The organism is Streptomyces sp., from assembly GCF_035644915.1.
In the GTDB taxonomy this organism is placed as follows: domain Bacteria; phylum Actinomycetota; class Actinomycetes; order Streptomycetales; family Streptomycetaceae; genus Streptomyces.
The window spans coordinates 1-25,184 of record NZ_DASQNP010000182.1 but is presented as its reverse complement, the minus strand read 5'-3'; the positions used below and the strand labels follow the sequence as shown (position 1 = coordinate 25,184).

The following is a 25,184-nucleotide window of genomic DNA, read 5'->3' as shown; positions in this document are numbered from 1 at the left end:
GGCTTCAGATCCCAACGGTGAAGTCGGCCGACCACACCTGTAGCTCGTAGACGATCCGGTCCCAGACGCCCGTGACGAGCAGCAGCCCGACCGCGACGAGCATCGCGCCGCCCGCCCGCATCACCCAGGCGTAGTGCCGCTTGACCCAGCCGAAGGCGCCCAGCGCCCGCCGGAAGGCGACGGCGGCCAGGACGAACGGCAGCCCCAGCCCCAGGCAGTACGCCACGGTGAGCAGCGCGCCGCGTCCGGCGCTCGCCTCGCTGAACGCCAGGGTCTGCACGGCCGCCAGGGTCGGCCCGATGCACGGCGTCCAGCCCAGCCCGAACAGCACCCCCAGCATCGGCGCGCCCGCCAGCCCGACCGCCGGCCTGGTGTGGAGGCGGAACTCGCGCTGGATCAGGCGCGGCATGACGCCCATGAAGGCGAGGCCGAGCACGATGGTCAGCGCCCCCAGCACTCTGGAGATGGCCTTCTGGTGCTCCTGGAGGAGGGCGCCGAAGCCGCCGAACAGCGCCCCGCCGGAGACGAAGACGGCGGTGAAGCCGAGCACGAACAGGGAGGCGCCCAGGAACATCCGCCCGCGCCGCGCCTCGGCCAGGTCGGTGCCGCTGACGCCGGTGACGTAGCTGAGGTAGCCGGGCACCAGCGGCAGCACGCACGGCGAGAAGAACGAGACCAGGCCGCCCAGGACCGCGATCGGCAGGGCCAGCAGCAGCGCGCCGCTCAGCACGGTCTCGTTCATGCCGGTGGCCGCGGCGAGGAGGAACGGGCCGGGGTGCGTGTCGGGAGGCATGTCAGGTCACTTCTCCGCGACGACCGGTTCGAGCGCGGAGCGCAGGTCCTCCTCGCTGAGCGGCTTCAGCGCGCGCACGGCGATCCTCCCCTCCCGGTCGATGATCAGGGTGGACGGGATGGCCTTCGGGGAGAGGCTGTACTTGGGGAACTTCAGGATCAGCCTGCCGCTGGGGTCGTACAGGCTCGGGTACTCGATGCCGTAGCGGCGGTCGAACGCCCGGGCGTTGGCCTTGTCCAGGTCGCGGGTGTTGATCCCGACGAACCGCACGCCCTCGTCCTCGGTGTCCTCGGCGACCTTGGCGAGGTTGGGGGCCTCGGCGCGGCAGGGCGCGCACCACGAGCCCCAGACGTTGAGGACGACCACCTTGCCCCGGTAGTCGGACAGGGAGAGGTGCTCGCCGTCCACGGTCTCGCCGGAGATGTCCGGCAGGGGCCTGCGGTCCTTCTCGGCCACCGTGGTGATCTGACCGGTGCCCTGGACGAACTGGGTGTCGCCCGAGGACGCGGCCTTCTCCTCACTGCCACCGCCGCACGCGGACAGCGCGAGCACACCGGCCACGGCTCCGGCCACGGCCGCGGGGAGACGGCGGCCGGGACGCGGGGGGCGGCGTCGGGGGGCGCGGCTCTGACTCATGTGAAAAGTTTCGCATGCACTCCCGGGCGATCTTCCGCGCCCCCCTCGCCGGTGTCCGTCCCGTCCGCTCAGGCCCCGAACCCCCTGGTCCGCCGGGCTCCCCTGGCCGGCCTGGCCGGCTTCGCGCCCGCCCGCAGGTGGGGCGGCACGAGGTCGCGGGCCGGCTCGGAGTAGCCGACCGAGACGATCCGGTCGCCGACGTAGGTGAAGGTGGTCAGCGACGCCAGGGTGCACTGCCGTCTGCGCGGGTCGTGCCACAGGCGGCGGCGCTCGACGAAGCTGCGCACGGTCCAGATGGGGAGTTGGTGGCTGACGCAGACGGCCTCGTGCCCGCGGGCGGCGTCCCGGGCGGCCTCCAGCGCGGCCATCATCCGCACCACCTGGTCGATGTACGGCTCGCCCCACGACGGCCTGAAGGGGTTGCGCAGGTGCGGCCAGTTCGCGGGCCGGCGGAGCGCGCCGTCGCCGACGCCGAAGGTCTTGCCCTGGAAGATGTTCTCCGCCTCGATCAGCCGCTCGTCGGTGGCCACGTCCAGGCCGTGGGCCTTCGCGACCGGGGCGGCGGTCTCCTGGGCGCGCTCCAGCGGGGAGGCGACCACGTACGCGATGTCGCGGTCGGCCAGGTGCTCGGCCACCCGCTCGGCCATCCGGCGGCCCAGTTCGGACAGGTGGTAGCCGGGGAGGCGGCCGTAGAGGATCCCCTCGGGGTTCTCCACCTCGCCGTGCCGCATCAGGTGGACGACGGTCCGCTGCCCGCCGCCGTGGCGTTCCCGCTCCCCCGCGGTCTCCCCGGAGACCGTCACGTCCGCCGGGTCGGTCATGCCCGCCGGGTCCATCGGGGCCGTCATGCCGCGGTCTCCGCGGGGTCGGTGGCCTGCGCCGCGGCGCGCGCCGCGGCGGGCAGCGCGTCGGCGATCCGCTCGACGGCCCGCTCGTCGTGCGCGGTCGAGACGAACCACGCCTCGAAGGCCGAGGGCGGCAGGTAGACGCCCCGGGAGAGCATCTCGTGGAAGAACGCGGTGTAGCGGAACGCCTCCTGCCGCCGGGCGGCGTCGTAGTCCGTCACGTCCTCGTCGGTGAAGAAGACCGAGAACATGCTGCCCGCGTTCTGCAGCCGGTGGGCCACGCCCTCCTTGGCCAGCGCCTCGGTGACCAGGGAGCGGAGTTCGGCGGAGACGGCGTCCAGCTTCCGGTACGCCGCGTCGTCCAGCAGCCTGAGCTGGGCGAGGCCGGCCGCGGTCGCGACCGGGTTCCCGGAGAGGGTGCCGGCCTGGTAGACGGGGCCGGCGGGGGCGAGGCGGGACATCACGTCGGCCCGGCCGCCGAAGGCCGCGGCCGGGAAGCCGCCGCCCATCACCTTGCCGAAGGTCATCAGGTCCGGCACGACGCCGTCGAGGCCGTACCAGCCCGCCTTCGAGACGCGGAAGCCGGTCATCACCTCGTCGGAGACGTACAGCGCGCCGTGGCGCTCGCACAGCTCCTTCAGGCCGGCGTTGAAGCCCTCGCGCGGCGGCACGACGCCCATGTTGCCCGGCGACGCCTCGGTGATCACGCAGGCGATCTCGCCGGGGTGCGCGGCGAAGGCGGCGGCGACGGCCTGAAGGTCGTTGTACGGCAGCACCAGCGTCTCCCCGGCCTGCGCGCCCGTCACACCGGGGGTGTCGGGCAGGCCGAAGGTGGCCACGCCCGACCCGGCGGCGGCCAGCAGGGCGTCGACGTGTCCGTGGTAGCAGCCGGCGAACTTGATCACCTTGCTCCGCCCGGTGAACCCGCGCGCCAGCCGGATCGCGGACATCGTGGCCTCGGTCCCGGAGGAGACCAGCCGTACCTGGTCGACGGGGGCGACGCGGGCCACGATCTCCTCGGCCAGTTCGACCTCGCCCTGGCCGGGGGTGCCGAAGGACGTGCCGCGGGCCACCGCGGCCTGGACGGCCTCGGTCACGGCGGGGTGGGCGTGCCCGAGGATCATCGGGCCCCACGAGCACACGAGGTCCACGTACTCGCGGCCGTCGGCATCGGTGAGGTACGGACCGGTACCGGACACCATGAAGCGGGGCGTACCGCCCACGGCGCGGAAGGCACGCACCGGAGAGTTCACACCTCCGGGCGTCACGACGGCGGCGCGGTCGTACAGCGACTGCGATACTGGTGCATCGTACGGATAGCTCACGCAAGCCATGGTCTCAGAGACCCTCGCGCACATGTGCGGCCGGGCGTTTCACGGCCCGCCAGAAGGGGAGGTCTTTGGGAGTCTCTGAGACGATGATCGGGTTGCGCGGCGGGGGCCGCGGATGGTCGGGTGGTGTCATGCAGCGTGGTGGCGGACTGGGCGAGGGCACGGGGGACACCAGCCCCGGGGGGCCCAGGCGCGCACGGGGCCGTCACCGGCGTGAGGCGGCAGAGACGAGGAGCAGCAAGGGTGGCCGGGTGGGGGTGACCTACAAGTACTTCGGCGCGCCGGACGGCGCCACCGCCGCCCGCGTGCCCATTTCGATGCGCCCGGAGGAGCTGGGCGGGGACGAACTGGGCCACGGCATGTTCACCAGGATCAAGCCGGAGACGATGGCCGCGATGGTCCTCACCGGCATCGAGGGGATACCCCTGCACAAGGTGCCCCCGCTGGAACTGGTCGTGCTCCGCTCCGACTACGCCGTGGTCAAGCTCCCCATGACGGTCGTCGACCCGCTGCGGGGCATCGGCGAGGAGTCGGTGGGCGCCGCCGCCTTCATCTGGTCCACCGTCCCCGACCGCGGAGGCCCGCGCGACGCGTTCGACGTCTACCAACTCCTGCACGAGTGGCAGGACTTCTCGCACCGCCTCCACGAGGCGGGCCACCAGCCGTACTGCCTGGTCTGGCCCTGAGCCCGGCCGCCCGCACCCCGCGTCCCGGTTCCCCGCCGTGTCCGTCGCCCGCTCCGCGCTCCTGTTCGTCCTCGCCGCCCTCCTGGAGATCGGCGGCGCCTGGCTGGTCTGGCAGGGGACGCGCGAGCACCGCGGCTGGGCCTGGATCGGCGCCGGAGTGCTCGCCCTGGGCGCGTACGGCTTCGTCGCCACGCTCCAGCCGGACGCCCACTTCGGCCGCATCCTGGCGGCGTACGGCGGGGTCTTCGTGGCCGGCTCGCTGGCCTGGGGCATGGCCGTGGACGGCTTCCGCCCGGACCGCTGGGACGTGCTCGGCGCGCTGATCTGCCTCGCGGGGGTCGCGGTCATCATGTACGCGCCGCGGGGAGGGTGATCCGGCCGGGGGTCCGGGGGTGGCCCCCGGGAGACCGCAGTATGTACGCGCCGCGGGGAGGGTGATCCGGCCACTCCCCCTTCCGGGCGATCTTCGGCACCTATGCTGCGGAGCGGCACCGGAACGTCAACCCCCGTCCGCCCCCGTCCACCTCCCGGGAGGGTCCGTCCATGACCTCGTCCACCGAGACCGGGCAGTCCGCCGCGCCCACCGCCGTGATCACCGGCGCGAGCAGCGGGATCGGCGCCGCGACCGCGCGGCGGCTGGCCGCCGAGGGCTACCGGACCGTCCTCACGGCCCGCCGCGCGGAGCGCATCGAGGCCCTCGCCGCCGAACTGACCGACGCCGGCCACCAGGCCCTGGCGCACCCCCTGGACGTCACCGACCGCGCGGCCGTGGACGCCTTCGCCGGCCGGCTCGGCCCCCTGGCCCCCGGCAGCGTGCTGGTCAACAACGCGGGCGGCGCCCTGGGCCTCGACCCCGTCGCCACCGCCGACCCGGCCGACTGGCGGGCGATGTACGAGGTCAACGTCCTGGGCGTGCTGCACATGACCCAGGCGCTGCTGCCGGCGCTGACCGCCTCCGGCGACGGCACGGTGCTGGTGCTGTCCTCCACGGCCGGCCACGCCACCTACGAGGGCGGGGCGGGCTACGTCGCCGCCAAGCACGGCGCCCACGTCCTGGCCGAGACCCTGCGCCTGGAGGTGTGCGGGCAGCCCGTCCGCGTCATCGAGATCGCGCCCGGCATGGTCCGCACCGAGGAGTTCTCGCTCACCCGCTTCCGCGGGGACGCGGAGCAGGCCGCCAAGGTCTACGAGGGCGTCGCCGAACCGCTGACCGCCGAGGACGTGGCCGACACGATCGCCTGGGCCGTGACCCGCCCGCCGCACGTCAACGTCGATCTGCTGGTCGTCCGTCCCCGCGCCCAGGCGTCCAACACCAAGGTGCACCGCGAGCGCTGAGCACGCGCCGGACGGCGCACCGGAACAAGCGCACGGGCCGGACGGTTCCCACCGTCCGGCCCGTGCGCGCGTCCGTCCGCGGTCCGGCCTACAGCCGCTCGGGCGTGCGGATGCCCAGCAGCGCCATGCCCTGGTGGAGGGTGCGGGCGGTCAGCTCGCACAGGAACAGCCGGTTCTCCACCGTCGCCGCGTCCCCGGCCTTCAGCACCGGGCACTGGTCGTAGAACGTCGTGTAGTGCGAGGCCAGTCCGTACAGGTACGCCGCCAGCTTGTGCGGCTCGTACGTCTCGGCCACGCTCTCCAGCGTCTCGGCGAACTCGTCCAGGTGCAGGCCCAGCGCCCGCTCCGCCGGGGCCAGGGACAGCTCCGGGTGCGGCAGGGGCTTGGCGTCGCCGGCCTTGCGCAGGATCGACTGGATGCGGGCGTAGGCGTACTGGAGGTAGACGCTGGTGTCGCCGTTGAGCGAGACCATCCGGTCCAGGTCGAAGACGTAGTCGCGGGACATCGAGGTGGACAGGTCCGCGTACTTCACCGCGCCGATGCCCACCTGGGCACCGCGCTCGGCGATCTCCTCCTCGGTCAGGCCCGCGCCCTGGGACTTCTCCCGCACCACGGCCGTGGCCCGCTCCACCGCCTCGTCGAGCAGGTCCACCAGCCGGACCGTCTCGCCCTCGCGCGTCTTGAACGGCTTGCCGTCCTTGCCCAGCACCGTGCCGAACGCGAGCTGGCGGGCGGCGCCCTCGGGCAGCCAGCCGGCCCGGCGCGCGGTCTCGAAGACCATCTTGAAGTGGAGCGCCTGCCGGGCGTCCACCACGTACAGCAGGGTGTCGGCGCCCAGTTCGCCGACCCGGTTGCGGATGGCGGCCAGGTCGGTGGCGGCGTAGCCGAAGCCGCCGTTGGACTTCTGCACGATCAGCGGGACCGGCTTGCCGTCGGGGCCCTTGACGTCGTCGAAGAACACGCACAGCGCGCCCTCGGACCGGACCGCGACCCCGCTGGACTCCAGGTCCTTCACGACCTGGTGGAGGTCGTCGTTGTACGCGCTCTCGCCGACCACGTCCTCGTCGCGGATCTCCACGTCGAGCTGGTCGTAGACCGCGTGGAAGTAGATCATCGACTCGTCGACGATCTTCCGCCACAGCTCCAGCGTGCGCTCGTCACCGGCCTGGAGCTGCACGACCCGGTCGCGGGCGCGCTGCTTGAACTCCTCGTCGGAGTCGAACAGCGCCCGCGACTCCCGGTAGAGCCGGCCCAGCCGGGACATCGCGGCCTCGCCGCTCTCGCCGCCGGCGGCGCTCGGGGCGTCCGCGGCGTGGTCCAGCTCGTGCGGGTGCTCGATGAGGTACTGGATGAGCATGCCGAACTGCGTGCCCCAGTCCCCGATGTGGTGGCGCCGGATCACCTTCTCGCCGCGGTGCTCCAGGATCTTCACGATCGCGTCGCCGATCACCGTGGACCGCAGGTGCCCGACGTGCATCTCCTTGGCCACGTTGGGCTGGGAGTAGTCGATCACCGTCGTGCCCGGGTGCTCCGCGTACGGCACGCCCAGCCGGTCGTCGGCCGCCCGCGCCGCCAGGGTCCGGATGATCGCCTCGTCGGCGACGGTGATGTTGAGGAAGCCCGGCCCGGAGACCTCGATCCCGGCGATCACCCGGTCCTCGTCGCCCTCGGCGACCCCGGGCAGCCGCTCCACGACCTTCGCCGCCAGCTCCCGCGGGTTGCCCTTGAGCTTCTTGGCCAGCGCCAGCATCCCGTTGGCCTGGAAGTCCGCCCGGTCGCTGCGTCGCAGCAGCGGGTCCGCGGACGCGGCCTCCGGCAGGGCAGCCGAGAGGGCCTCCGCGACACGCTGGCGGACGGTGGCGGCGAGGGAAGGGACCGAGGCCATGAAAGGTATGCCATTCCTCTGAGTGCGGTTACCGGATCGGTCCAGTATCCCACGGGGGTGGTGGCCGGGGCTCGCGCATATCAGGCGCCGGGCCCGTACCGGGTCTGAAAGAATGGAACCGTCACCTTCGACATCCGACGCATCCGGCGCCTCGGAAGAGGCCGGACTCGAAGAAGCTGGAAAGGGACGTGCCGACCGTGGCTCAGAGCACCGAGACCGACTGGGTCTCCCGCATCGCGGACGAGGTCATTGCCGAGGCGGAGCGCCGCGCCCCCGGCAAACCGATCGTCTGCGCCTCGGGCCTGAGCCCCTCCGGCCCCATCCACCTGGGCAACCTCCGCGAGGTCATGGTGCCGCACCTCGTCGCCGACGAGATCAAGCGGCGCGGCGTGGCGTGCGAGCACATCCTGTCCTGGGACGACTACGACCGCTTCCGCAAGGTCCCGGCCGGCATCGACCCCTCCTGGGCCGAGCACATCGGCAAGCCGCTCACCTCCGTGCCCGCGCCCGCGGGCAGCGCGCACCCCAACTGGGCCGAGCACTTCAAGTCCGCCATGATCGAGGCGCTCGACGCGCTGGGCATCGAGGTGCGCGGGATCAGCCAGACGGCGATGTACACCTCCGGCGCCTACCGCGACCAGATCCTCTTCGCCATGCGCGAGCGCGCGCGGATCGACGCCGTGCTGGACCGCTACCGCACCAAGGTCACCCCGGAGAGCGCGGCCAAGAAGCAGCAGAAGCCGAAGGACCCCGAGATGACGGCCGCCGAGATCGAGGCCGCCGAGGGCTCCGGCGCGGCGGGCGAGGACGACGGCAGCTCCGGCAGCGCCGGGTACTTCCCGTACAAGCCGTACTGCACCGTCTGCGAGCGCGACCTGACGACGATCACCGCGTACGACGACGAGAGCACCGAGATGACCTACGTGTGCCAGTGCGGCCACGAGGAGACGGTGCTGCTCTCGGAGTTCCACCACGGCAAGCTCGTCTGGAAGGTCGACTGGCCGATGCGCTGGGCGTACGAGGGCGTGATCTTCGAGCCCTCCGGCGTGGACCACCAGTCGCCGGGCTCCTCCTTCGTCGTCGGCGGGCAGTTGGTGAAGGAGATCTTCGGCGGCGAGCAGCCGATCGGCCCGATGTACGCCTTCGTCGGCATCAGCGGCATGGCCAAGATGTCCAGCTCCAAGGGCGGGGTGCCGACCCCGCTCGACGCGCTGGAGATCATGGAGGCGCCGCTGCTGCGCTGGCTGTACGCGCGCCGCAAGCCGAACCAGTCCTTCAAGGTCGCCTTCGACCAGGAGATCCAGCGGCTCTACGACGAGTGGGACGCCCTGGAGCGCAAGGTCGCCGACGGCACGGCGCAGCCCGCCGACGCCGCGGCCCACCGCCGGGCCGTCAGCACGGCGGCCGGCGAGCTGCCCAGGACGCCGCGCCCGCTGCCGTACCGCACGCTCGCCTCGGTGGTGGACATCACCACCGGGGACGAGGAGCAGACCCTGCGCATCCTGAGCGAGCTGGACCCGGACACCCCGGTCCGCTCCCTGGAGGAGACACGCCCGCGCCTGGACTGCGCACAGCGCTGGATCAACACCCAGGTCCCGGCCGAGCAGCGCACCCGCGTCCGCGAGGAGCCGGACACCGAGCTGCTGGACTCGCTCGACGACGCCCAGCGCGAGTCCCTGCGGCTGCTGCTGGACGGGCTGGACGAGCACTGGTCGCTGGACGGGCTGACCACGCTCGTCTACGGCGTGCCCAAGGTCCAGGCGGGGCTGACGCCGGACGCCAAGCCGACCCCGGAGCTGAAGGTGGCCCAGCGCGCCTTCTTCGCACTGCTCTACCGGCTGCTGGTGGGGCGCGACACCGGCCCGCGGCTGCCCACGCTGCTGCTCGCGGTGGGCGCGGACCGGGTCCGCAAGCTGCTGGGCGCCTGACGCCGGAACCGGAACGAACGGCCGGAAGCCGGCCCGTCCGTACGCGCGGACGGGCCGGCTTCTCCGTGTCGCCCGCGGCCGGTTCCGCCGTCCGGCGGAGTGCCCTCGCGGGGTGCGGGGCGGAAAGTCAGGAGGCTGTTATTCCGTTTCGGCGGAACGCCGGGCGAATTCCCCGCCGAGCGGTTCCTTCCGGGCCCGCCGACAGGGGCCGCCGGGCGCCCTGCCGGCCGGTGATCCCCTTTTCCAAAAGATTACCCGGGCCCCCGGCGGACGCGGTCGGCGGTTTCCGGAATACGGACGGCCGGTGATCCCACGGGCCGCTCGCCGTCGATTCCCGTAGCGCAAGGGGCACTTTTCGGACCTCGCGCGTCCGCCCGCACGCAATTACGCCGGCCACCGGCCGGGGCCCGCGGTAATCCGGTACGCTCCCGTCCGTCCGCCTTCCGTCCCCGTTCTCCTCTTCCGGCCCTTTTCGGGCCGCTCCGGTGTGCGTCCGCCTCCCCCGGAGAACACGGGGCGACCCGGCAGGAACAATCGATTCCGTATTTCCGGGAACGGGCCGGAGACCGGGCGGGGCGCCCGGATCAGCGGGCCTGTGCCGCCCCGCCGGACCCGGGCCCGGCGGGCCCGGACCTCCGGTCGGCCGGCGGGACCGAGTACGTCACCGTGGCGGTCGCCGCCAGGCCCGCCTCCTCGTCCTCCAGTTCCGCGAGCACCACGCACAGGCGCCTGCCGGACTTGGCCATCCGGACGCGGGTGCGCAGCAGCCCCGTCCCGGGCCGGTTCAGGAAGTTGACCTGGAGCGAGCTGGTCAGCGCCATCAGCGTGGGGCCGAGCCGCGCGTTGATGAGGAGGAAGCCGGCGAGATCGACGAGCCCGACCTGTTCGGGGCCGGAAATCGTCCCTCCCGGACGGGTCCGCAGCCGCGCGCCCTCGGCCTCCATCACCAGGTGCGCCGGATCGACCTCGACCACCCGGCAGGCCGCGTAGTCCGGGAAGTGGCGCGCTATCAGACGGTTGAGGTCGTCGGGGGCCATCATGAGGCCCGCCTCGCTCCGCAGGGACATCTACTCGAACGCCTTGGCCAGCCGGCGCAGTCCCTCGGCGATCTCCTCGGGGGAGTGCGTGGTGAAGGACAGGCGCATGGCGCTCGGATCCGGAGCGCCCACGAAGAAGGGCGCTCCGGGGACGTACGCCACCTCGTGTTCGACCGCGACCCGCAGCAGCTCGCTCGCGTCGTACCCCTCCGGGAGGGCCGCCCAGACGAACATGCCGCCCTCGGGGCGGTTCCAGCGGCTGCCGGGGGGCAGCGCCTCCGGAAGCCCCTGGAGCATGGCGTCGCGGCGCTCCCGGTAGGCCGCGCGGATCACGCGGACGTGGGCGTCGAGATCGCTGTCCCGCAGGTAGTACGCGGCCGCGGCCTGGTCGATGGTCGAGGTGTGCAGGTCGGCCGCCTGCTTGGCGATCACGCAGGAGCGGAGCAGGGCCTCGGGGGCGCGCAGGAAACCGAGCCGCATGCCCGGCGCCATGATCTTGGAGAAGGAGCCGAGCAGCACGGCGCGGTCGGCCGCGGCCGGCACGGAGGCGATCCACGGCACGTGCTCGCCGTCGTAGCGCAGCTCCCCGTACGGGTCGTCCTCGACGATCCAGAAGCCGTGCCGGGCGGCGGCCTCGGCCACCGCGACGCGCCGCGCCTCGGGGAGCGTACGGCCGGTGGGGTTCTGGAAGGTCGGGACGAGGTACAGCAGCTTGGGCCTCTCCCGGGCGGCGATCTCCTCGAGCGCCACCGGGTCCAGCCCCTCGTCGTCGGTCGGCACCGGGACCAGGCGCGCGCCGGCGAATCCGAAGCACTGGAGGGCGGCCAGGTAGCACGGGTCCTCGACCAGCACCACGTCACCGGGCTCCAGCAGGGCGGTGGTCAGCAGGGTGAGGGCCTGCTGCGAGCCGGTGGTGATCAGCAGGTCGCCGGCCCCGGTGGGCAGGCCGCGGGCGGTCGTCCGGTCCGCGATCGCGGACCGCAGGCCCTCGTCCCCCTCGGTGGTGGAGTACTGCAGGGCCCGCCACGGGCTCTCCGCCAGGACCCGGTCGTAGGCGCTCCTGATGCCCTCGACGTCGAAGAGCTCGGGCGCCGGCAGGCCGCCGGCGAAGGTGATGACCTCGGGGCGTGCCGTGAGCGCCAGGATTTCGCGTACGGGCGAGGACTCGACGGCGACGGCACGCCTGGCGACCGCGGGCACGGGGGCGGGAAGGAGCATGGCGTCAGCATATAGGGAATAAGGGACCTGTCCATGCCGCCCGGCGGAAAGTGAATGAGGCATTCCGCCCCCGGCGGCCGACCACCATCCGAGACCGCCGCAGCGTTCGGCGAGCCGTTTCGGCCACAACCGGATCTGATTGACTCCTAAATCATCCGGGTGCCCGGCCGGAATCACCGGAGGAAACGGCCCCCGGAAGGACTTGTTCCTCAATGCCTACCGCCCCGTAGCTCCGCCGCGCTGGCCGATAAGCGCCGTTGATGCGGCGAGGAGGCGGCGCCTACGATGCGCAGCGTTTGCCGCCCGAAATGAATTTCAGTCGGCCGACGGGCAGAAGCTGAACATTTTCCGGAAGGGAAGGTCGGCATGGTTATCTCCATTCCGAGCGACGAGGCGGTTGTCGTCCGCACCCCCGACGAATTCCTCGCGATGCCGGAGGAGTACCGCGAGATCGCGGTACGGGGAATGATCGTCAACACCGAGGGGGAACTCTCCGGCGGCGACGACTACATCCAGGTCTTCCTCCCCCTGGCCCCCACCGCCGAGGAACGGCAGGTGTGCGCCGAGCGGGCCGTCGAGGAGTACGACCACTACAAGCTCGGCAAGGCGGTGCTCGCCGACATCGGGATCGACACCAGCTACATGGAGGCGCAGACCCTGTCCGAGCGGAACCTCTTCGCCGGCCACGAGTTCCACACCTGCACCACCTGGGCCGAGCGCGGCATCTTCTCCTACATCGGCGAGGAGACCGCGATGGTGATGATCTCGGAGTTCGCGCAGAGCAGCTACAAGCCCTGGGCGAACGCCGTCCGCACGATCATCCAGGACGAGAAGGTGCACATCGCCCACGGCGCCCGGGTGTGCCGCAACCTGGCCCGCACCGACGAGGGGCGCGAGCAGCTCCAGAACGCGCTGGACCGGCTCTGGCCCGGCTTCGTGCGGATCTTCGGCAGTCCCCGCTCCGAGCGGTCGAAGCTCGCCGTGCGCTTCGGGCTGCGCCAGACCACCAACGGAGAGGCCTGCGACCTGTGGCGGGCGAAGGTGACGCCGCGGATCAAGAACCTGGGGCTGAAGGTCCCGGAGTGACGGACCGCACGTCCCCCCGACTTCCTAGGAGCCACCGATGGCGACACCGGTCACGATCTCCCAGCGTCCCCCGACCCGCCGCGAAGCCAAGGAACGCACCGCGGCCATCCTGACCGAGCGGCCCGAACTGGCCGAGCGGCTGCACCGCATCCGCCGGCTGGGCCGCGAGGTCCGCTCCTGCGAGGTGCACCTCACCAACGCCTGCAACATCCGCTGCAAGGGCTGCTGGTACTTCGAGGGCGGGTTCGACACCGCCGTGCGCGAGCAGACGGACCTGGAGAAGATCCGGGCCTTCGCGCGCCGGCTGGCCGAGGAGGGCACCAACCAGGCCACCCTGATCGGCGGCGAACCGACCCTGGTGCTGCGCCGGGTGGAGGCCTTCGTCGAGGAACTGCCGTACATCACCATCTCCACCAACGGCCTGCGGCCGATGCCCACGCAGGGCTTCGAGCACATCGCCGTCGCGGTCAGCCTCTTCGGCGGCGGCCCGCTCGACGACGACCTCCGCGCCATCCGGGTCAACGGCTCCAAGTTCACCGGCCTGTTCGACACCGCGCTCTCGCACTACCGCGACGACCCCCGGGTGCTGTTCATCTTCGCCCTGTCCGAGGCCGGGCTGCCCCACCTGGAACCGACGGTCCGCAAGATCGCCGAGAACGGGAACATCGTCACCTTCAACTTCTACAGCGAGCACGGCACCGAGTCCCCGATCCGGATCGAGAACGAACGGCGCGTGCTGGACGAGGCGCTGCGGGTCAAGGAGGCCTACCCCGAGACGGTGGTGAGCCACCCCTACTTCATCCGGACGCTCATCACGGGCACCACCCACTGGGGCGGCCGGTTCGGCTACGACGTCTGCCCCAGCCTCAGCGTCGACCACCCCGACCACGCCGAGCGGGTGGTCAACGGCAACCCGGTGATCCCGGGCTTCGCCGCCTGGGGCGCCGACTACGAGACGCTGCAGTTCTGCTGCACCTCCGGCGACTGCAACGGCTGCCGGGACAGCCAGGCCGTCTACAGCTGGCTGGTGGTGAGCGGCTCCCGCTTCCTGGACAGCGCGGAGCGCCTGGAGCAGTGGCTGGACATCGCGGAGAGCTACTGGCGGCAGTGGCACTGGTCCCCCTACCACGCGAGCAAGGCCCAGGCTCCGGGCCACTGAGCCGCTCCGGGACGCGTCCCCCTCCCCCTTCCCGTAAGGAGATCCATGTCTGACACGCTCGACCGCACCGCCATCGAGAAGTTCGTCACGGACGCCCTCGTCGATCTGGGGGTCGACCGGGAGGACGTCCTCCCCGACGCGGCGCTCGACGACCTGGAGATCGACTCGCTCGACATGGTCGAGCTGAGCCAGAACATCAAGAAGGACCTGGAGATCCCCGTCAAGCCGAAGGACTTCGACGGGATCGAGACGGTCGGGCAGGTGCTGGGGCTCTGCTACCGGAAGGCCGGCCTGGAGTGACCGCGGGGGTGGTCACCGGCTTCGGCGCGGTCACCCCGCTCGGCGTCGGCGCCGATGTGCTCCACGAGCGCGCGGTGGCCGGCGGGAGCGGCCTGTCCGATGGAATGGGCCGGTGCGACGGCTTCGTCGCCGGTGACCACCTGCCCCGCAGCCAGGTCCGCCGCACCGACCGCTTCACCCAGCTCGCGCTGGTCGCGGCCGGCGAGGCGCTGGCGCGGGCCGGCTGGCAGGAGGGCGCGCCGCCGTACCCGCCCGAGCGGATCGCCTGCGTGGTCGGCTGCGGCCTCGGCGGCACCGCGAGCTTCGAGGCCCAGGGCAGGGTGCTCGCCGAGCGGTCGGCGGAGTACGTGTCGCCGCTGTTGGTGCCGCAGATGATGGCCAACGCGGCGGCGTCCCACCTGTCGATGCGCCACGGCTTCCGGGGCGAGGCGCTGTGCGTGGCCGCCGCGTGCAGCAGCGGCGCGCAGGCCATCGGCGCCGGGCTGCGGATGCTGGCGGCGGGCGAGGCGGACGCGGTGCTCGTGGGCGGCGCCGAGGCGTCCACGTCGGAGCTGGTCGGCGCGGCCTTCCGCAACGCCGGGGCGCTGTCGCCGACCGGTTCGTCGATGCCGTTCGACCGGGACCGCGACGGGTTCGTGATCGGCGAGGGGGCCGGGATCCTGGTCCTGGAGACCGCCGCCGGGGCCGCCCGGCGCGGGGCCGAGGTGCTCGGCAGGGTGCTCGGCTACGGGGCCACCTCGGACGCGCACCACGTGACCGCCCCGGATCCCACCGGGGCCCCCGCGGCGGCCGCGGTCACCCGGGCGCTGGCACACGCCGGGGTGGCGCCGCGGGACGTCGACTACGTCAACGCCCACGGCACGGGCACCGTGCTCAACGACCGGCTGGAGTGCGAGGCGCTGCGCCTGGCGCTGGGGGACGCGCTGGCCACCGTCCCCCTGTCGTCGAGCAAGGCGGCCCTCGGCCACCTCTTCGGCGCCGCCGGGGCGGTGGAGGCCATCGTCACCCTCCAGGCGCTGCGGCACGCCGTCGCACCGCCCACGGTGGGCCTGCGCACCCCGGACGAACGGCTCGGCGCGCTCGATCTGATCCGCACCGCACGGCCGCTGACCGCGTCCGGGCGGCCCCTGACCGGGCTCTCCACCTCGTTCGGGTTCGGCGGCCACAACGCGGCGATCGTGCTGGCCGCCCCCTGACGAGGCCCCCGACGGACCACCCGACAGCCCGACAGCCCGACGGACGAAAGGCCACCGCTGATGCTCGGCTTCGAGGGGCGCCGGTACCTGATCACCGGGGTGCTCAACGACGACTCCATCGCCTGGCACACCGCCAGAGCGCTGCAACAGGCGGGAGCCGGGGTCCTGCTGACCGGATTCGGCCGCACCCGGCGGATCACCGAGGCCGCGGCGTCCAAACTGCCGGACCCGCCCGACGTCCTCGAACTGGACGTCACCCGGCCCGGTGACTTCGCCCGGCTGGCCGAGGAGCTGGAGCGGCGCTGGGGCGCGGTGGACGGCGTGCTGCACTCCGTCGCGGCCGCCCCGCAGGACGCCCTCAGCGGCAACTTCCTGACCACCCCCGTCGACAGCGCGGCACACGCCCTGCGCACCGCGGCGATCTCGCTGCACACCCTCACCACCGCGCTCGTCCCGCTGCTGACCGAGGGCGGGCGGCGGGGCAGCGTGGTCGGGCTCGACTTCGACTCCTCGGGGGCCTGGGCGGGGTACGACTGGATGGGCGTCGGCAAGGCGGCGCTGGGCGCGGTCTGCCGCTACCTCGCCCTCTACCTCGGCCCCCTGGGGGTCCGCGTCAACCTGGTGGCGGCCGGGCCCGTCGAGACGGTGGCCGGACTGGCCATCAGCACCTTCGACCGGATCGCGGACCGGTGGGAGGAGGAGGCGCCGCTCGGCTGGGACCGGACCGACCCGGCCCGGCTCACCGGCCCGCTGCTGTTCCTGCTGTCCGACCTCGCCGCCACCGTCACCGGCGAGGTCCTGCACGCCGACGGGGGCATGCACGCCGTACGCGTCGGGGCGGCCGGCCCGCGCCCGGGAGGGCCCGGGGAGGCCGGAGAGCCCGGAGAGGGGGCCGTCCGATGACGGCGGCGATCGTGGGCATCGGTGCCGCGCTCCCCGAACGGACCGTGCCCAACAGCCACTTCGACCGCATCGGCTCCTCCGACGAGTGGATCGTGAAGCGGACCGGCATCAGGGAGCGCCGCTTCCTGGCGGAGGACGGCCACCTCGCCGACCTCGCCGTGGCCGCGGCCGGGTCCGCGATCGAATCGTCCGGCCACCGGGCCGACGACATCCGCCACGTGGTGGTCGCGACCACCACGCCGGACCGGGTCACCCCGGGCCTCGCGGTCGAGGTGGCCGCCCGGCTCGGCCTGGCGCACGCCGCCGCCTTCGACCTGCACGCGGCCTGCGCCGGTTTCGTCTACGCGCTGGACCACGGCGGCGCGCTCATCGAGTCCGGCCGCGCCGGGGCGGTCCTGGTCTGCGGCGCCGAGGCGCTCACCCGCATCACCGACCGGGAGGACCGGAGCACCGCCGTGCTCCTGGGCGACGGCGCCGGTGCCGTCCTGCTCGCCGACGTGCCGGACGCGCCCGCCCCGTACTTCCACCTCGGCTCGGACGGGCGGCAGATCCCGCTGCTCTACGCCGACCGGCACGACCGGAAGCTGCGGATGGACGGGCCGGAGATCTTCGTGCACGCCGTCGAGAAGATGTCCGACGCGGCCCGCCGCGTGCTCGACCGGCAGGAGCTGACCTGCGACGACATCGACCTGTTCGTCGCGCACCAGGCCAACGCCCGCATCGTCAGGGCGGTCGGCAAGGAGCTCGGCCTGCCCCCCGAGCGGCTCTTCCTCAACGTGGACCGGGTGGCCAACACCTCCTCGGCCTCCATCCCCATCGCGCTGTCCCACGCGCTGCGGGAGGGCCGCATGGGGCGGACGGGGCTGCTGGCAGTGGCCGCCTTCGGCGCCGGGATCACCTGGGGGGCCGGGGTGCTCGGCTGGCGGCTGGCGGGACGATGAGACGGCCCGCCCTTCCGGTGCTCGCCCGGATCACCGTCCCCGACGGGGCCCGGCTGACCGTGCGCGCGCTGCCCGCCCGGGACGCCACCGCGCCGGTGCTGGTGGTGTTCCCCGCCATGGGGACGGCCGCGCGGCACTACGTCCCGCTCGTACGGGCCCTGCACCGGCGGGGGATGACCGTGGTCACCACCGACCTGCGGGGCCACGGCGAGAGCCTGCCGGTCCCGGCGCGCGGCGTCCGGTTCGGCTACCGCGAGATCGTGGAGCACGACATCGGGGCGGTGCTGGCCGAGGCCGGCCGGGCGTTCCCCGGGGCCCCGGTGCTGCTGCTCGGCCACAGCCTGGGCGGGCAGTTGGGGATGGTGCACTGCGGCCTCTTCCGGCCGCGGCTCGCCGGTGCGGTGCTGGTGGCCAGCGGCTCGGCCTGGTACCGGGCGTTCGGCCTGCCCACGGGGCTGCGCCGGCTGCTGCTGGGCCACTCCTACGCCGCCGGCGCGGCGCTGCTGGGCTACTGGCCGGGCGAGCGGCTGGGCTTCGGCGGGCGGGAGTCCGCCCGTCTGATGCGGGACTGGGCGCGGCAGTTGCGCACCGGCAGGTTCTCCTCCCGGGGGGCGTGCGCCGACTACGAACGGGCCCTGCGCTCGGTCGAGCTCCCGGTGCTGGCCGTGGACGTCGAGGGCGACGACCTGGCACCGCCCCGCGCGGTGGACCACCTGTGCGGCAAGATGCCGGCGGCCCGCGTCCGGCGCTGGAGCTACACCCGGGCCGCCGCCGGGGACCGCCCGCTGGACCACTTCCGCTGGATCCGCCACAACGGCGGGCTGGTCGAGGAGATCGCCGCGTGGACGTCGCGGACCGTCGCCCGGCACGACACCCCGGCCGGGCCGGTCCGCCTCGCCGGCCCGGAGGGCTGACCCCGTGCCGCCCCGGCGCCCCGCCGTCCCCGCCGTCCCGCGGCAGGACCGTCCCCTGCCGGCGCGGCTGCTGCCGTCCTGGGCGGGGTGCGCGGAGCTGACGTCGGACCCGGAGCCGCCGGTGCTCTTCCCCGAGGAGGAGGAGCTGGTGGCCCGGGCGGGCGCCGGCCGCCGCGGGGAGTTCGGCGCGGGCCGGCTCTGCGCGCGGCGGGCCATGGCCGCCCTGGGCCTGCCCGGGGTCGCGCTGCCCCGCGGCCGGCGCGGCATGCCCGCCTGGCCCGCGGGGGTGGTGGGCAGCATCACCCACTGCGACGGCTACCGGGCGGCGGCGGTGGCCCGCTCCCGGGACGCCGTGGCACTGGGCCTGGACGCGGAGCCGGACGCGCCGCTTCCGGCGGGGGTGCTGGAGGCGGTGGCGTTCGGCGCGGAACGGGAGTGGCTGGCGGAGTACCGGGAGCGGCACCCCGCGGTCTCCTGGGACCGGCTGCTGTTCAGCGCCAAGGAGGCCGTCTACAAGGCCTGGTGCTCCGCCGGCGGCTCCTGGCTGGGCTTCGAGGACGCCGAGGTGACCGCCGCCCCGGAGGGCGGCACCCGCCGCGGGACCTTCCGCGCCCGGCTCACGGCGGCCCCGGCCGGCGTCCCGGTCCCCCGGCTGCTGCACGGACGCTGGCTGTCGCACCGCGGCCTCCTGGTCACCGCGGTCGTCGTGACCTGACCCCGGCTCCGCGCCCCCGCCCCCACCCGGCCCCCTCACCCCGCACCGTCACACGGAGGAGAACCATGACCGACGTCAGACCGCCCGTCGAGGCCGGACCGCCACCGGCCGCCGCACCGTACGCCGTACCGGCCGCCGCGGACCTGATCCCCGCCCTCCTCGCCGCCACGGCCGCCCGCCACCCCGACCGCCCCGCCATCCGGCTCGACGGCGAGGAGCTGACGTTCGCCGAGCTGGACGACCTCAGCAGCCGCGCCGCCGGCCGGCTGCGCTCCCTGGGGGTCCGGGCGGGCGACCGGGTGGCCCTCCACCTCCCCAACACCCCGGTCTTCGCGGTCCTCTACTACGGCGTCCTCCGCGCCGGGGGCGTGGTCGTGCCCGTCAACCCCCTGCTCAAGGCCGGGGAGGTGGAGCACTGCCTGGCGGATTCCGGGGCGTCCCTGCTGTTCGCCTGGCACGAGGACGGCGGCCAGGCCGCGCTGGGCGCCCGGCGGGCGGGCACCCGGCACATCGCGGTGGAACCGGCCGCCTTCACCGCACGGGTGCGGGAGCACGCGCCGCTGCCCGGGACCGGGGAGCGCTCGGCCTCCGACACCGCGGTCATCCTCTACACGTCGGGCACCACCGGCAGGCCCAAGGGCGCCGAGCTGACCCACCGCAACATCCTCCGCAACGTGGCCGCCGGGGCGGAGGTGCTCCGCCTGGCCCCGGACGACGTGATCTTCGGCGGTCTGCCGCTCTTCCACTCCTTCGGCCAGGTGATGGGGCTCAACTGCGCGGTGGCCGTGGGCGCCTGCCTCACCCTGCTGCCGCGCTTCGACCCGGCCCGGACGCTGTCGGTGATCGAACGCGACCGGGTCACCGTGTTCCTCGGGGTTCCGACGATGTACACGCTGCTCCTGGGCCTGCCGGACCGGTCGGCCCACGACGTCTCCTCGCTCCGCGTCTGCCTGTGCGGCGGCTCCCCGATGCCCGTCGAGGTGCTGCACGGCTTCGAGGCCGGTTTCGCCTGCGCGGTCCTGGAGGGGTACGGCCTCTCGGAGTCCTCACCGCTCGCCTGCGTCAACCGGATCGACCGCCCGCGCGTCGCCGGCACCATCGGCATCCCCATCGACGGCGTCGAGATGCGCGTGGTCGACCGCCGGGGCGGAGAGCTGCCGGACGGCGAGGTCGGCGAGATCGTCATCCGCGGGCACAACGTCATGAAGGGGTACTGGCGCCGTCCGCGGGAGACCGCCGAGACGGTGCGGGACGGCTGGCTGCACACCGGGGACCTGGGCACCCGGGACGCCCGGGGCGACTTCCGCATCGTGGACCGCATCAAGGACGTCATCATCCGGGGCGGCTACAACGTCTATCCCCGCGAGGTCGAGGAGGTGCTCTACCGGCACCCGGACGTCGCCGAGGCGGCGGTCCTGGGGGTTCCGCATCCCGTCCACGGCCAGGAGGTGGCCGCCGCGGTCGTCCTGCGTCCGGGGGCCGGGACCGCCCCGGAGGAGCTGCGCGACTTCGTGCGGGAGCAGGTGGCGCCCTACAAGTACCCGCGGATCGTCTGGGCCGCCGACTCCCTCCCCAAGGGCCCGACGGGCAAGATCCTCAAGCGGGAGATCATCCCGCCAGACCCATCTCCGCGTTGTAGCGGTGCTTGAACTCCCGCAGGTAGTCGCGGAGATAGGCCTCGGTGAGCAGGCTGCCGTCGGCGTACATCACGCCGTCGCGCTCGTGGAGCGCCCGGGCGAGCTGGCGGGCGGTGGGGCGCGTGCCCTGCTCCGCTATGAACCGCTGGTAGGCCGCGTAGTAGACGTCCTCGCGCGGCACCCCGTCCGGGATGCCGACGGGCTCGGCGTCCGGCTCGGGCTCCGGCTCCGGTTCGGACTCCGGTTCGGGCTCCGGCCGGGCCGAGCGCTGCGCGGGTACGGGGACGGACCGGCCGTTCGCCTGCGCCTGGCCCAGGCTGCGGCGCCGCCCGCCCGGAGTGACCGGGACGGTCACCGCGGGTCCGGCGGCCTCCTCGGCAGCCCTCTCGGCGGTCTCCTCGGCAGCCCTCTCGCCGGCCTCCTCGGCGGTGGGCACGGGGGCGGGCCGGGGCTGGGGCGCGGCCTCGGCCACGACCGCCTCCCCCGCCGGCTCGGCCTGCTCCCGCACCGGCTCCCGTACGGGCTCCTCCGCCGCCGACTCCCCTGCGGACGGCTCCAGTTCGGGCACGGCCCCCCGCGGCGCCTCCACCGCACCGCCCGCCGGCCCGCCCACGGCACCGCCCGCCGCCGGAGCCGCCGGCGGCTCGATGCCGGCCGCGGCCAGCCCCGCCGGAGCGGTCTCCGACAGCGGCACCCCGTACCGCGCCAGCCGCAGCGGCATCAGCGCCTCCACCGGCGCCCGGCGCTTCCAGCCGCGCCCGTACCGGGCCCGCAGCCGCGCCTCGTACACCAGGCGCTCCTGTTCCATGCGGATGACCTGGTCGTAGGAGCGCAGCTCCCACAGCTTCATGCTTATCTCTATGCGTCGGTGCAATTGTGCAGGTGAATGTGTTGAAGAAGTATGTGGCACGTGAGCCGTCAGACGCCCGTGGCATGGAGGATGCCGGAGACAAAGATCAGGCCTGGAACGATGAGAGCCACTTGCGGTACTAGGGTCCGTCTTCAAGGATCATCCGGGTGGTAGATCATGGTGTCGTGGTACGTCGTCATGAACTCACTGACCAGGAGTGGGAGTTACTCGCTCCGCTGATACCCAAGGCCGCGACGGGGCGTCCCCGCGTGGAGGACCGGCAGGTCATCAACGGGATGGTCTACAAGATCCGCACCGGGATCTCCTGGCGTGACCTGCCGGAACGCTACGGGCCGTGGAAGACCGTGTACACCCGCTTCCGCCGCTACACCCTCGACGGGGTGTTCACCCAAGCCCTGCGGCACATCCAGGCCCACGCCGACGCGGCCGGCGACATCGACTGGCTGGTCCAGATCGACTCCACCATCGTCCGCGCCCACCAGCACGCCGCCGCCACCGGCCGAAAAGGGGCGGCATCAGCAGGACGAACCGGACGATCACGCCCTCGGCCGATCCCGAGGCGGACTGACCACCAAGATCCACCTCGCCTGTGACGGCAAGGGCCGACCGCTCGCGATCCTGGTGACGCCCGGCCAACGCCACGACAGCGTCTGCGCACGCCCTCTGTTGGAACGTATCCGTGCTCCCCGCACCGGCCCGGGCCGGCCGCGGTGCAGGCCCGACCAGGTCATCGCAGACAAGGCTTACAGCTCCCGCGGCTTCCGTGCCTACCTGCGAAAGCGCGGCATTGCGAACACCATCCCCGAAAAGACCGACCAGCGACGGCACCGGCTGAGGCGCGGTGGCTACGGTGGCCGACCGCCAGGGTTCGACCGGGAGACCTACCGGCGGCGCAACGTGGTCGAGCGCTGCTTCAACCGGCTCAAGGTCTTCCGCGGCATCGCCACCAGATACGAAAAGACCGCCACTTCCTACGAAGCGGCGGTCACCCTCGCATCATTCCTGCTCTGGGCAAGATCCGTTTGAAGACGGACCCTAGTCGCCCTTGAGCGCCGCAAGTGAATTGAGAATGGCGGTCATGGCGCGGTGTTGCATCTCAGTATTGGTGAAACCTTCTCCCAGTTGTTCCCATTGTTCCAGTAGCGGACGCCACCAGCTTTCGTTTGCGTGTAGCGAACGGGCGAGCCGTTGGATGTATTCGATTTCGTTGTGTGATGGCCGTTCCGAATGGGTCTCAAGTCGGTCGAGTACGACCAGAGCCGGGTCATCGTACAAGTGTGTTTTGAGGAAGTGAAGTCGTCTAATTCGCTCGGCGTCGGCATGACGCTGGGCAAGAATTTCTCGTGCTGCCGTCGAGAGGCTTAGATGAACCTCGACCTTCACTAGCCGGTATCGGGTGTTTTCTGCGAGGTGGGGATCTCCGACAGCTGCGTTGATCGCGTCTTGAGCGGCAGGAAGGTCAGTCGCCTCGAGGCATTGCGCTAGCTTATCGGCGGCGGCTGTTACGTCATGCCGGACCAGTTCCTCGAGGTTCAAATGGCGACTACGACGCTTAGGACGCCACCAGACGGTGATATTGGCCTCGAATGCGATGCCAGGAGTGGCGCTGGCTAGACGGCGTGGTTGTGCGGATGTGGTCTTGCGCGGTTCTCGGCGCCACAACCATGTCACGATGCGCTCTCCGTCAGGGGAAAGACGGATCGCAGCCGGGGATCTCCCAACCTGCCATATAGGTCTTCACCGATGCTGCTGCCGTCCGGTCGCCGTACGTCGGCCAAGGCCTGCATCAGCTGCATTCCGGCATTGAAGACCTTCTGGTCACGCAAGGGAGAAAGCAGCCTGTCCCTCAGTCGTTCGTATCGGCTCGTGTCATCGGCGCAGGAGCGAACCCAGCCGATGACGACAGGAATCGTCTCTGAAAGTAGCTCAGGATCGGCGAAAAGGTCACGGAGTCCGGCTTCCACGTCAATCTCGGGAGGTTCGTCGGAGAGCAACCATGGAATTCCGTCGTGTTCGAGTGGCATGAGGGCGAGCAGGGCGAGTTTTCCTGCTGTTTCCTGCGTGGCTTTACGCTGCCACTTCTGAACCTCCTCTACCAGAAGGTCGGTGCGACCCAGATCAGTGGCGAGGGCGCGCCAAGCTTCGAGTACAGCTTCTCGAACGGGTCCGCTGCTGGCTTCCTGGACCACTCGGCGAAGCCGGACCATTGCCATCTTGGAGACCGGAACGGTGGCGTTTGGGTCACGCAGGACGTCACGGCACATGGCGACAACTACTGATTGCACCTGGGCTTGGGACGCCCAAGAGTAGAGGGTGGCCCACACTAGTCGGCCTGTGTGCTCGTCATGGGCGTTGTGAGCAAGAACCTTGCCGAGCACAGCGTCCCCTTGGGGTGTTTTCAGAGCCGTTGCGCGTAGATCGGACAGGTCCTTTGTTCCCCCAAACCGGAAGGTCAGCTGAGCGAGTGCGTTGATGGCGGGGTCGTCATTCGCAGTGGCGTCGCTGGCTCTCACCAACCACTCCAGCAGGCGCGGCCGCATGATCTCGTAGTTATCCCACACGTATGTCAGGACGGCCTGACCATAGCCGGGACGGTCAAAGGAAACGTAGTCCCGCGAGTCGACCGCAGCACCGACGTCCTGAATGCGCCGACGCAGCCCTCGCCCAGAAAAGACACTTCCGGTATCGGAGAAACGGCTTGGCTTGCTTGAAGACGCTTCGATCTCTTCCTGGAGGAGTCGAGCGTCCGTCGCGATCTGCAGGACTGGTGAGGACTGCCGCAGTGCCAGAGCAAGCAGCAGGCAACGATCGTCCAGTGGAAGCGGCCGCATGCCGCGCTGTCCGCCCTCTTCAGGGTCCCCGAACAAGACGTCCAAGTCATCGCGCCAGTCGGCCAGGGCGCTCTCGACCTGACCACGCAGCTCCTCGTCTAGTGGCGCCTCCTGGCCGTCCCCCACCAACAGGGCTGGTGGCCGGCGTCGCCCCAGCTCTTCCCATTGCCTGATCACGGTGCTTGCCGCACGTACGGCCTCAATAGCGTTCAGCCCACGGATTTGCTCGCGCGCCTTTTCGGTTTGCGCGTAAGCGACAAGTCCCGGATATCCAGCTGCCCGCAGGTGCGCTGTGACGACGTGCTGAGGATCGGGTGAATCGTTAAGGTGGACGACACGAGCGCGGTCTGGAACCCAGGCACGATGGCCTCGCCACAACTCTTCGGCAATGGTGAGAACGAGGTAGGACTTGCAATCCTCGAGCTTCTGAGCGTGCCCATCGAGGTCCTTCAAGAACGTGGTCGAGGGGCGATCTTGGCCAGGCTCCTTCAAGTCGATCTGAAGGATTTGTCCCACCTCGAGAGGCAACTTGCTTACAGTTGGGCTTTCCCAGTCCGCTTCTGCCCTGCACAGCTTGAAACGGGTGTCTGCCTCACGCGCGATGAACTGGTGGGTGAAAGTCGTGGAGCCACAGCCGCGAGGAGCCACCACGACAAGAATACGCACCCGTGTCTCCTTGGTGGCGGCACGCGCACTTTGCCAGGCCGAGTCCCATTTGGGATCCTTCACGAACGGATCACGCTCAATTAGGCGCTGACGGTCGAGTTCGACCCAGTCCAAGACATCGCGCTTACGTGTCTCGTTTACGATCTTGTCCACGCGGTCCGCGACCACACCTACCGGGCTGGCGAATGTGTATGAGGCGCTCGTCTGTGGAGGCTCGTGGGCTTGGTCACCGAGCCGGCGATCGGAAGCATACTCGAAGGAGGCCCCGGCC

General features: G+C 71.9%; 24 protein-coding genes. 14 read left to right on the top strand and 10 right to left on the bottom strand.

The window, feature by feature from the left end:
• Positions 1 to 4: 4 nt before the first annotated feature.
• From VE546_RS19965 to hemL, 4 genes are all read right to left on the bottom strand, one after another.
• Positions 5 to 793 carry a cytochrome c biogenesis CcdA family protein gene (locus VE546_RS19965; RefSeq protein WP_324924247.1) on the bottom strand — a complete coding sequence of 263 codons (789 nt, stop codon included), beginning with the start codon at positions 791 to 793 and terminating at the stop codon, positions 5 to 7.
• Positions 794 to 799: 6 nt separating this feature from the next.
• A complete protein-coding gene (locus tag VE546_RS19960; protein ID WP_324924246.1) occupies positions 800 to 1,429 on the bottom strand; it encodes a TlpA disulfide reductase family protein in 630 nt (209 codons plus the stop codon).
• Between the two features lie 68 nt (positions 1,430 to 1,497).
• Positions 1,498 to 2,160, bottom strand: a complete 663-nt coding sequence (locus VE546_RS19955) for a histidine phosphatase family protein (protein WP_324924280.1) — start codon at positions 2,158 to 2,160, stop codon at positions 1,498 to 1,500.
• 113 nt (positions 2,161 to 2,273) lie between these two features.
• A complete protein-coding gene (hemL, locus tag VE546_RS19950; protein WP_324924244.1) occupies positions 2,274 to 3,608 on the bottom strand; it encodes a glutamate-1-semialdehyde 2,1-aminomutase in 1,335 nt (444 codons plus the stop codon).
• Positions 3,609 to 3,736: 128 nt separating this feature from the next.
• Between hemL and VE546_RS19945 the strand changes: the two genes are divergently transcribed.
• The 3 genes from VE546_RS19945 (at position 3,737) to VE546_RS19935 (ending at position 5,626) form a co-directional block, all read left to right on the top strand.
• Entirely contained in the window at positions 3,737 to 4,291 is a 555-nt protein-coding gene (locus VE546_RS19945; RefSeq protein ID WP_324924242.1) for a hypothetical protein, read from the top strand.
• A 37-nt stretch (positions 4,292 to 4,328) separates the two neighbouring features.
• Entirely contained in the window at positions 4,329 to 4,664 is a 336-nt protein-coding gene (locus tag VE546_RS19940) for a YnfA family protein (RefSeq protein WP_324924240.1), read from the top strand.
• Positions 4,665 to 4,834: 170 nt separating this feature from the next.
• Positions 4,835 to 5,626: an SDR family oxidoreductase gene (locus VE546_RS19935; RefSeq protein WP_324924238.1), complete on the top strand. Its 792-nt coding sequence runs from the start codon at positions 4,835 to 4,837 to the stop codon at positions 5,624 to 5,626.
• An 88-nt stretch (positions 5,627 to 5,714) separates the two neighbouring features.
• On the opposite strand, the gene argS is transcribed toward VE546_RS19935, so the two are convergent.
• Positions 5,715 to 7,511 carry an arginine--tRNA ligase gene (gene argS / locus VE546_RS19930; RefSeq protein ID WP_324924236.1) on the bottom strand — a complete coding sequence of 599 codons (1,797 nt, stop codon included), beginning with the start codon at positions 7,509 to 7,511 and terminating at the stop codon, positions 5,715 to 5,717.
• A gap of 197 nt (positions 7,512 to 7,708) precedes the next feature.
• Here argS and lysS point away from each other — a divergent pair, with 197 nt between their 5' ends.
• The gene (gene lysS, locus VE546_RS19925; protein ID WP_324924234.1) at positions 7,709 to 9,439 is read left to right on the top strand and encodes a lysine--tRNA ligase; all 1,731 of its coding nucleotides are present in this window, start codon (positions 7,709 to 7,711) and stop codon (positions 9,437 to 9,439) included.
• 584 nt (positions 9,440 to 10,023) lie between these two features.
• Here lysS and VE546_RS19920 read toward each other — a convergent pair.
• Together VE546_RS19920 and VE546_RS19915 are read right to left on the bottom strand one after the other, a co-directional pair.
• Entirely contained in the window at positions 10,024 to 10,506 is a 483-nt protein-coding gene (locus VE546_RS19920; RefSeq protein WP_324924232.1) for a PaaI family thioesterase, read from the bottom strand.
• The gene (locus VE546_RS19915) at positions 10,507 to 11,694 is read right to left on the bottom strand and encodes a PLP-dependent aminotransferase family protein (RefSeq protein WP_324924230.1); all 1,188 of its coding nucleotides are present in this window, start codon (positions 11,692 to 11,694) and stop codon (positions 10,507 to 10,509) included.
• Between the two features lie 366 nt (positions 11,695 to 12,060).
• On the opposite strand from VE546_RS19915, the gene VE546_RS19910 reads away from it, so the two are divergent.
• The 9 genes from VE546_RS19910 (at position 12,061) to VE546_RS19870 (ending at position 20,557) form a co-directional block, all read left to right on the top strand.
• Entirely contained in the window at positions 12,061 to 12,780 is a 720-nt protein-coding gene (locus VE546_RS19910) for a Phenylacetic acid catabolic protein (protein ID WP_324924228.1), read from the top strand.
• Positions 12,781 to 12,817: 37 nt separating this feature from the next.
• Entirely contained in the window at positions 12,818 to 13,939 is a 1,122-nt protein-coding gene (locus tag VE546_RS19905; protein ID WP_324924226.1) for a radical SAM protein, read from the top strand.
• Positions 13,940 to 13,984: 45 nt separating this feature from the next.
• Positions 13,985 to 14,239: an acyl carrier protein gene (locus VE546_RS19900; RefSeq protein ID WP_324924224.1), complete on the top strand. Its 255-nt coding sequence runs from the start codon at positions 13,985 to 13,987 to the stop codon at positions 14,237 to 14,239.
• On the top strand, positions 14,236 to 15,435 hold the full coding sequence (locus VE546_RS19895) for a beta-ketoacyl-[acyl-carrier-protein] synthase family protein (protein WP_324924222.1): 1,200 nt from the start codon (positions 14,236 to 14,238) through the stop codon (positions 15,433 to 15,435). The genes VE546_RS19900 and VE546_RS19895 overlap by 4 nt, the downstream gene beginning before the upstream one ends.
• A gap of 60 nt (positions 15,436 to 15,495) precedes the next feature.
• A complete protein-coding gene (gene fabI, locus VE546_RS19890; protein WP_324924220.1) occupies positions 15,496 to 16,338 on the top strand; it encodes an enoyl-ACP reductase FabI in 843 nt (280 codons plus the stop codon).
• Positions 16,335 to 17,279: a beta-ketoacyl-ACP synthase III gene (locus tag VE546_RS19885; RefSeq protein ID WP_324924218.1), complete on the top strand. Its 945-nt coding sequence runs from the start codon at positions 16,335 to 16,337 to the stop codon at positions 17,277 to 17,279. Before fabI ends, VE546_RS19885 begins: the two co-directional genes overlap by 4 nt.
• Positions 17,276 to 18,193: an alpha/beta fold hydrolase gene (locus VE546_RS19880; protein ID WP_324924216.1), complete on the top strand. Its 918-nt coding sequence runs from the start codon at positions 17,276 to 17,278 to the stop codon at positions 18,191 to 18,193. The genes VE546_RS19885 and VE546_RS19880 overlap by 4 nt, the downstream gene beginning before the upstream one ends.
• 4 nt (positions 18,194 to 18,197) lie before the next feature.
• Positions 18,198 to 18,908 carry a 4'-phosphopantetheinyl transferase family protein gene (locus tag VE546_RS19875; protein WP_324924214.1) on the top strand — a complete coding sequence of 237 codons (711 nt, stop codon included), beginning with the start codon at positions 18,198 to 18,200 and terminating at the stop codon, positions 18,906 to 18,908.
• A 65-nt stretch (positions 18,909 to 18,973) separates the two neighbouring features.
• Positions 18,974 to 20,557, top strand: coding sequence for a long-chain fatty acid--CoA ligase (locus VE546_RS19870; protein ID WP_324924212.1), 1,584 nt, complete (start codon positions 18,974 to 18,976; stop codon positions 20,555 to 20,557).
• Here the strand turns inward: VE546_RS19870 and VE546_RS19865 are convergent.
• Complete coding sequence (locus tag VE546_RS19865) at positions 20,517 to 21,395, bottom strand: hypothetical protein (protein WP_324924210.1); 879 nt, start codon at positions 21,393 to 21,395, stop codon at positions 20,517 to 20,519. The two genes, VE546_RS19870 and VE546_RS19865, sit on opposite strands and share 41 nt — an antisense overlap.
• A gap of 185 nt (positions 21,396 to 21,580) precedes the next feature.
• Between VE546_RS19865 and VE546_RS19860 the strand changes: the two genes are divergently transcribed.
• Positions 21,581 to 22,442, top strand: a protein-coding gene (locus VE546_RS19860) for an IS5 family transposase (protein ID WP_414720530.1) whose coding sequence is annotated in 2 segments (ribosomal slippage) — positions 21,581 to 21,936 and positions 21,935 to 22,442 — 864 coding nt in all. Because the reading frame shifts where the segments join, the coding sequence is not laid out codon by codon here.
• Positions 22,443 to 22,451: 9 nt separating this feature from the next.
• Here VE546_RS19860 and VE546_RS19855 read toward each other — a convergent pair.
• Positions 22,452 to 23,087, bottom strand: a complete 636-nt coding sequence (locus VE546_RS19855) for a hypothetical protein (protein ID WP_324924207.1) — start codon at positions 23,085 to 23,087, stop codon at positions 22,452 to 22,454.
• Positions 23,084 to 25,184, bottom strand: a 2,101-nt coding sequence (locus VE546_RS19850) for a hypothetical protein (protein ID WP_324924205.1), incomplete at its 5' end; no start/stop codon positions are given. The genes VE546_RS19850 and VE546_RS19855, both read right to left, overlap by 4 nt.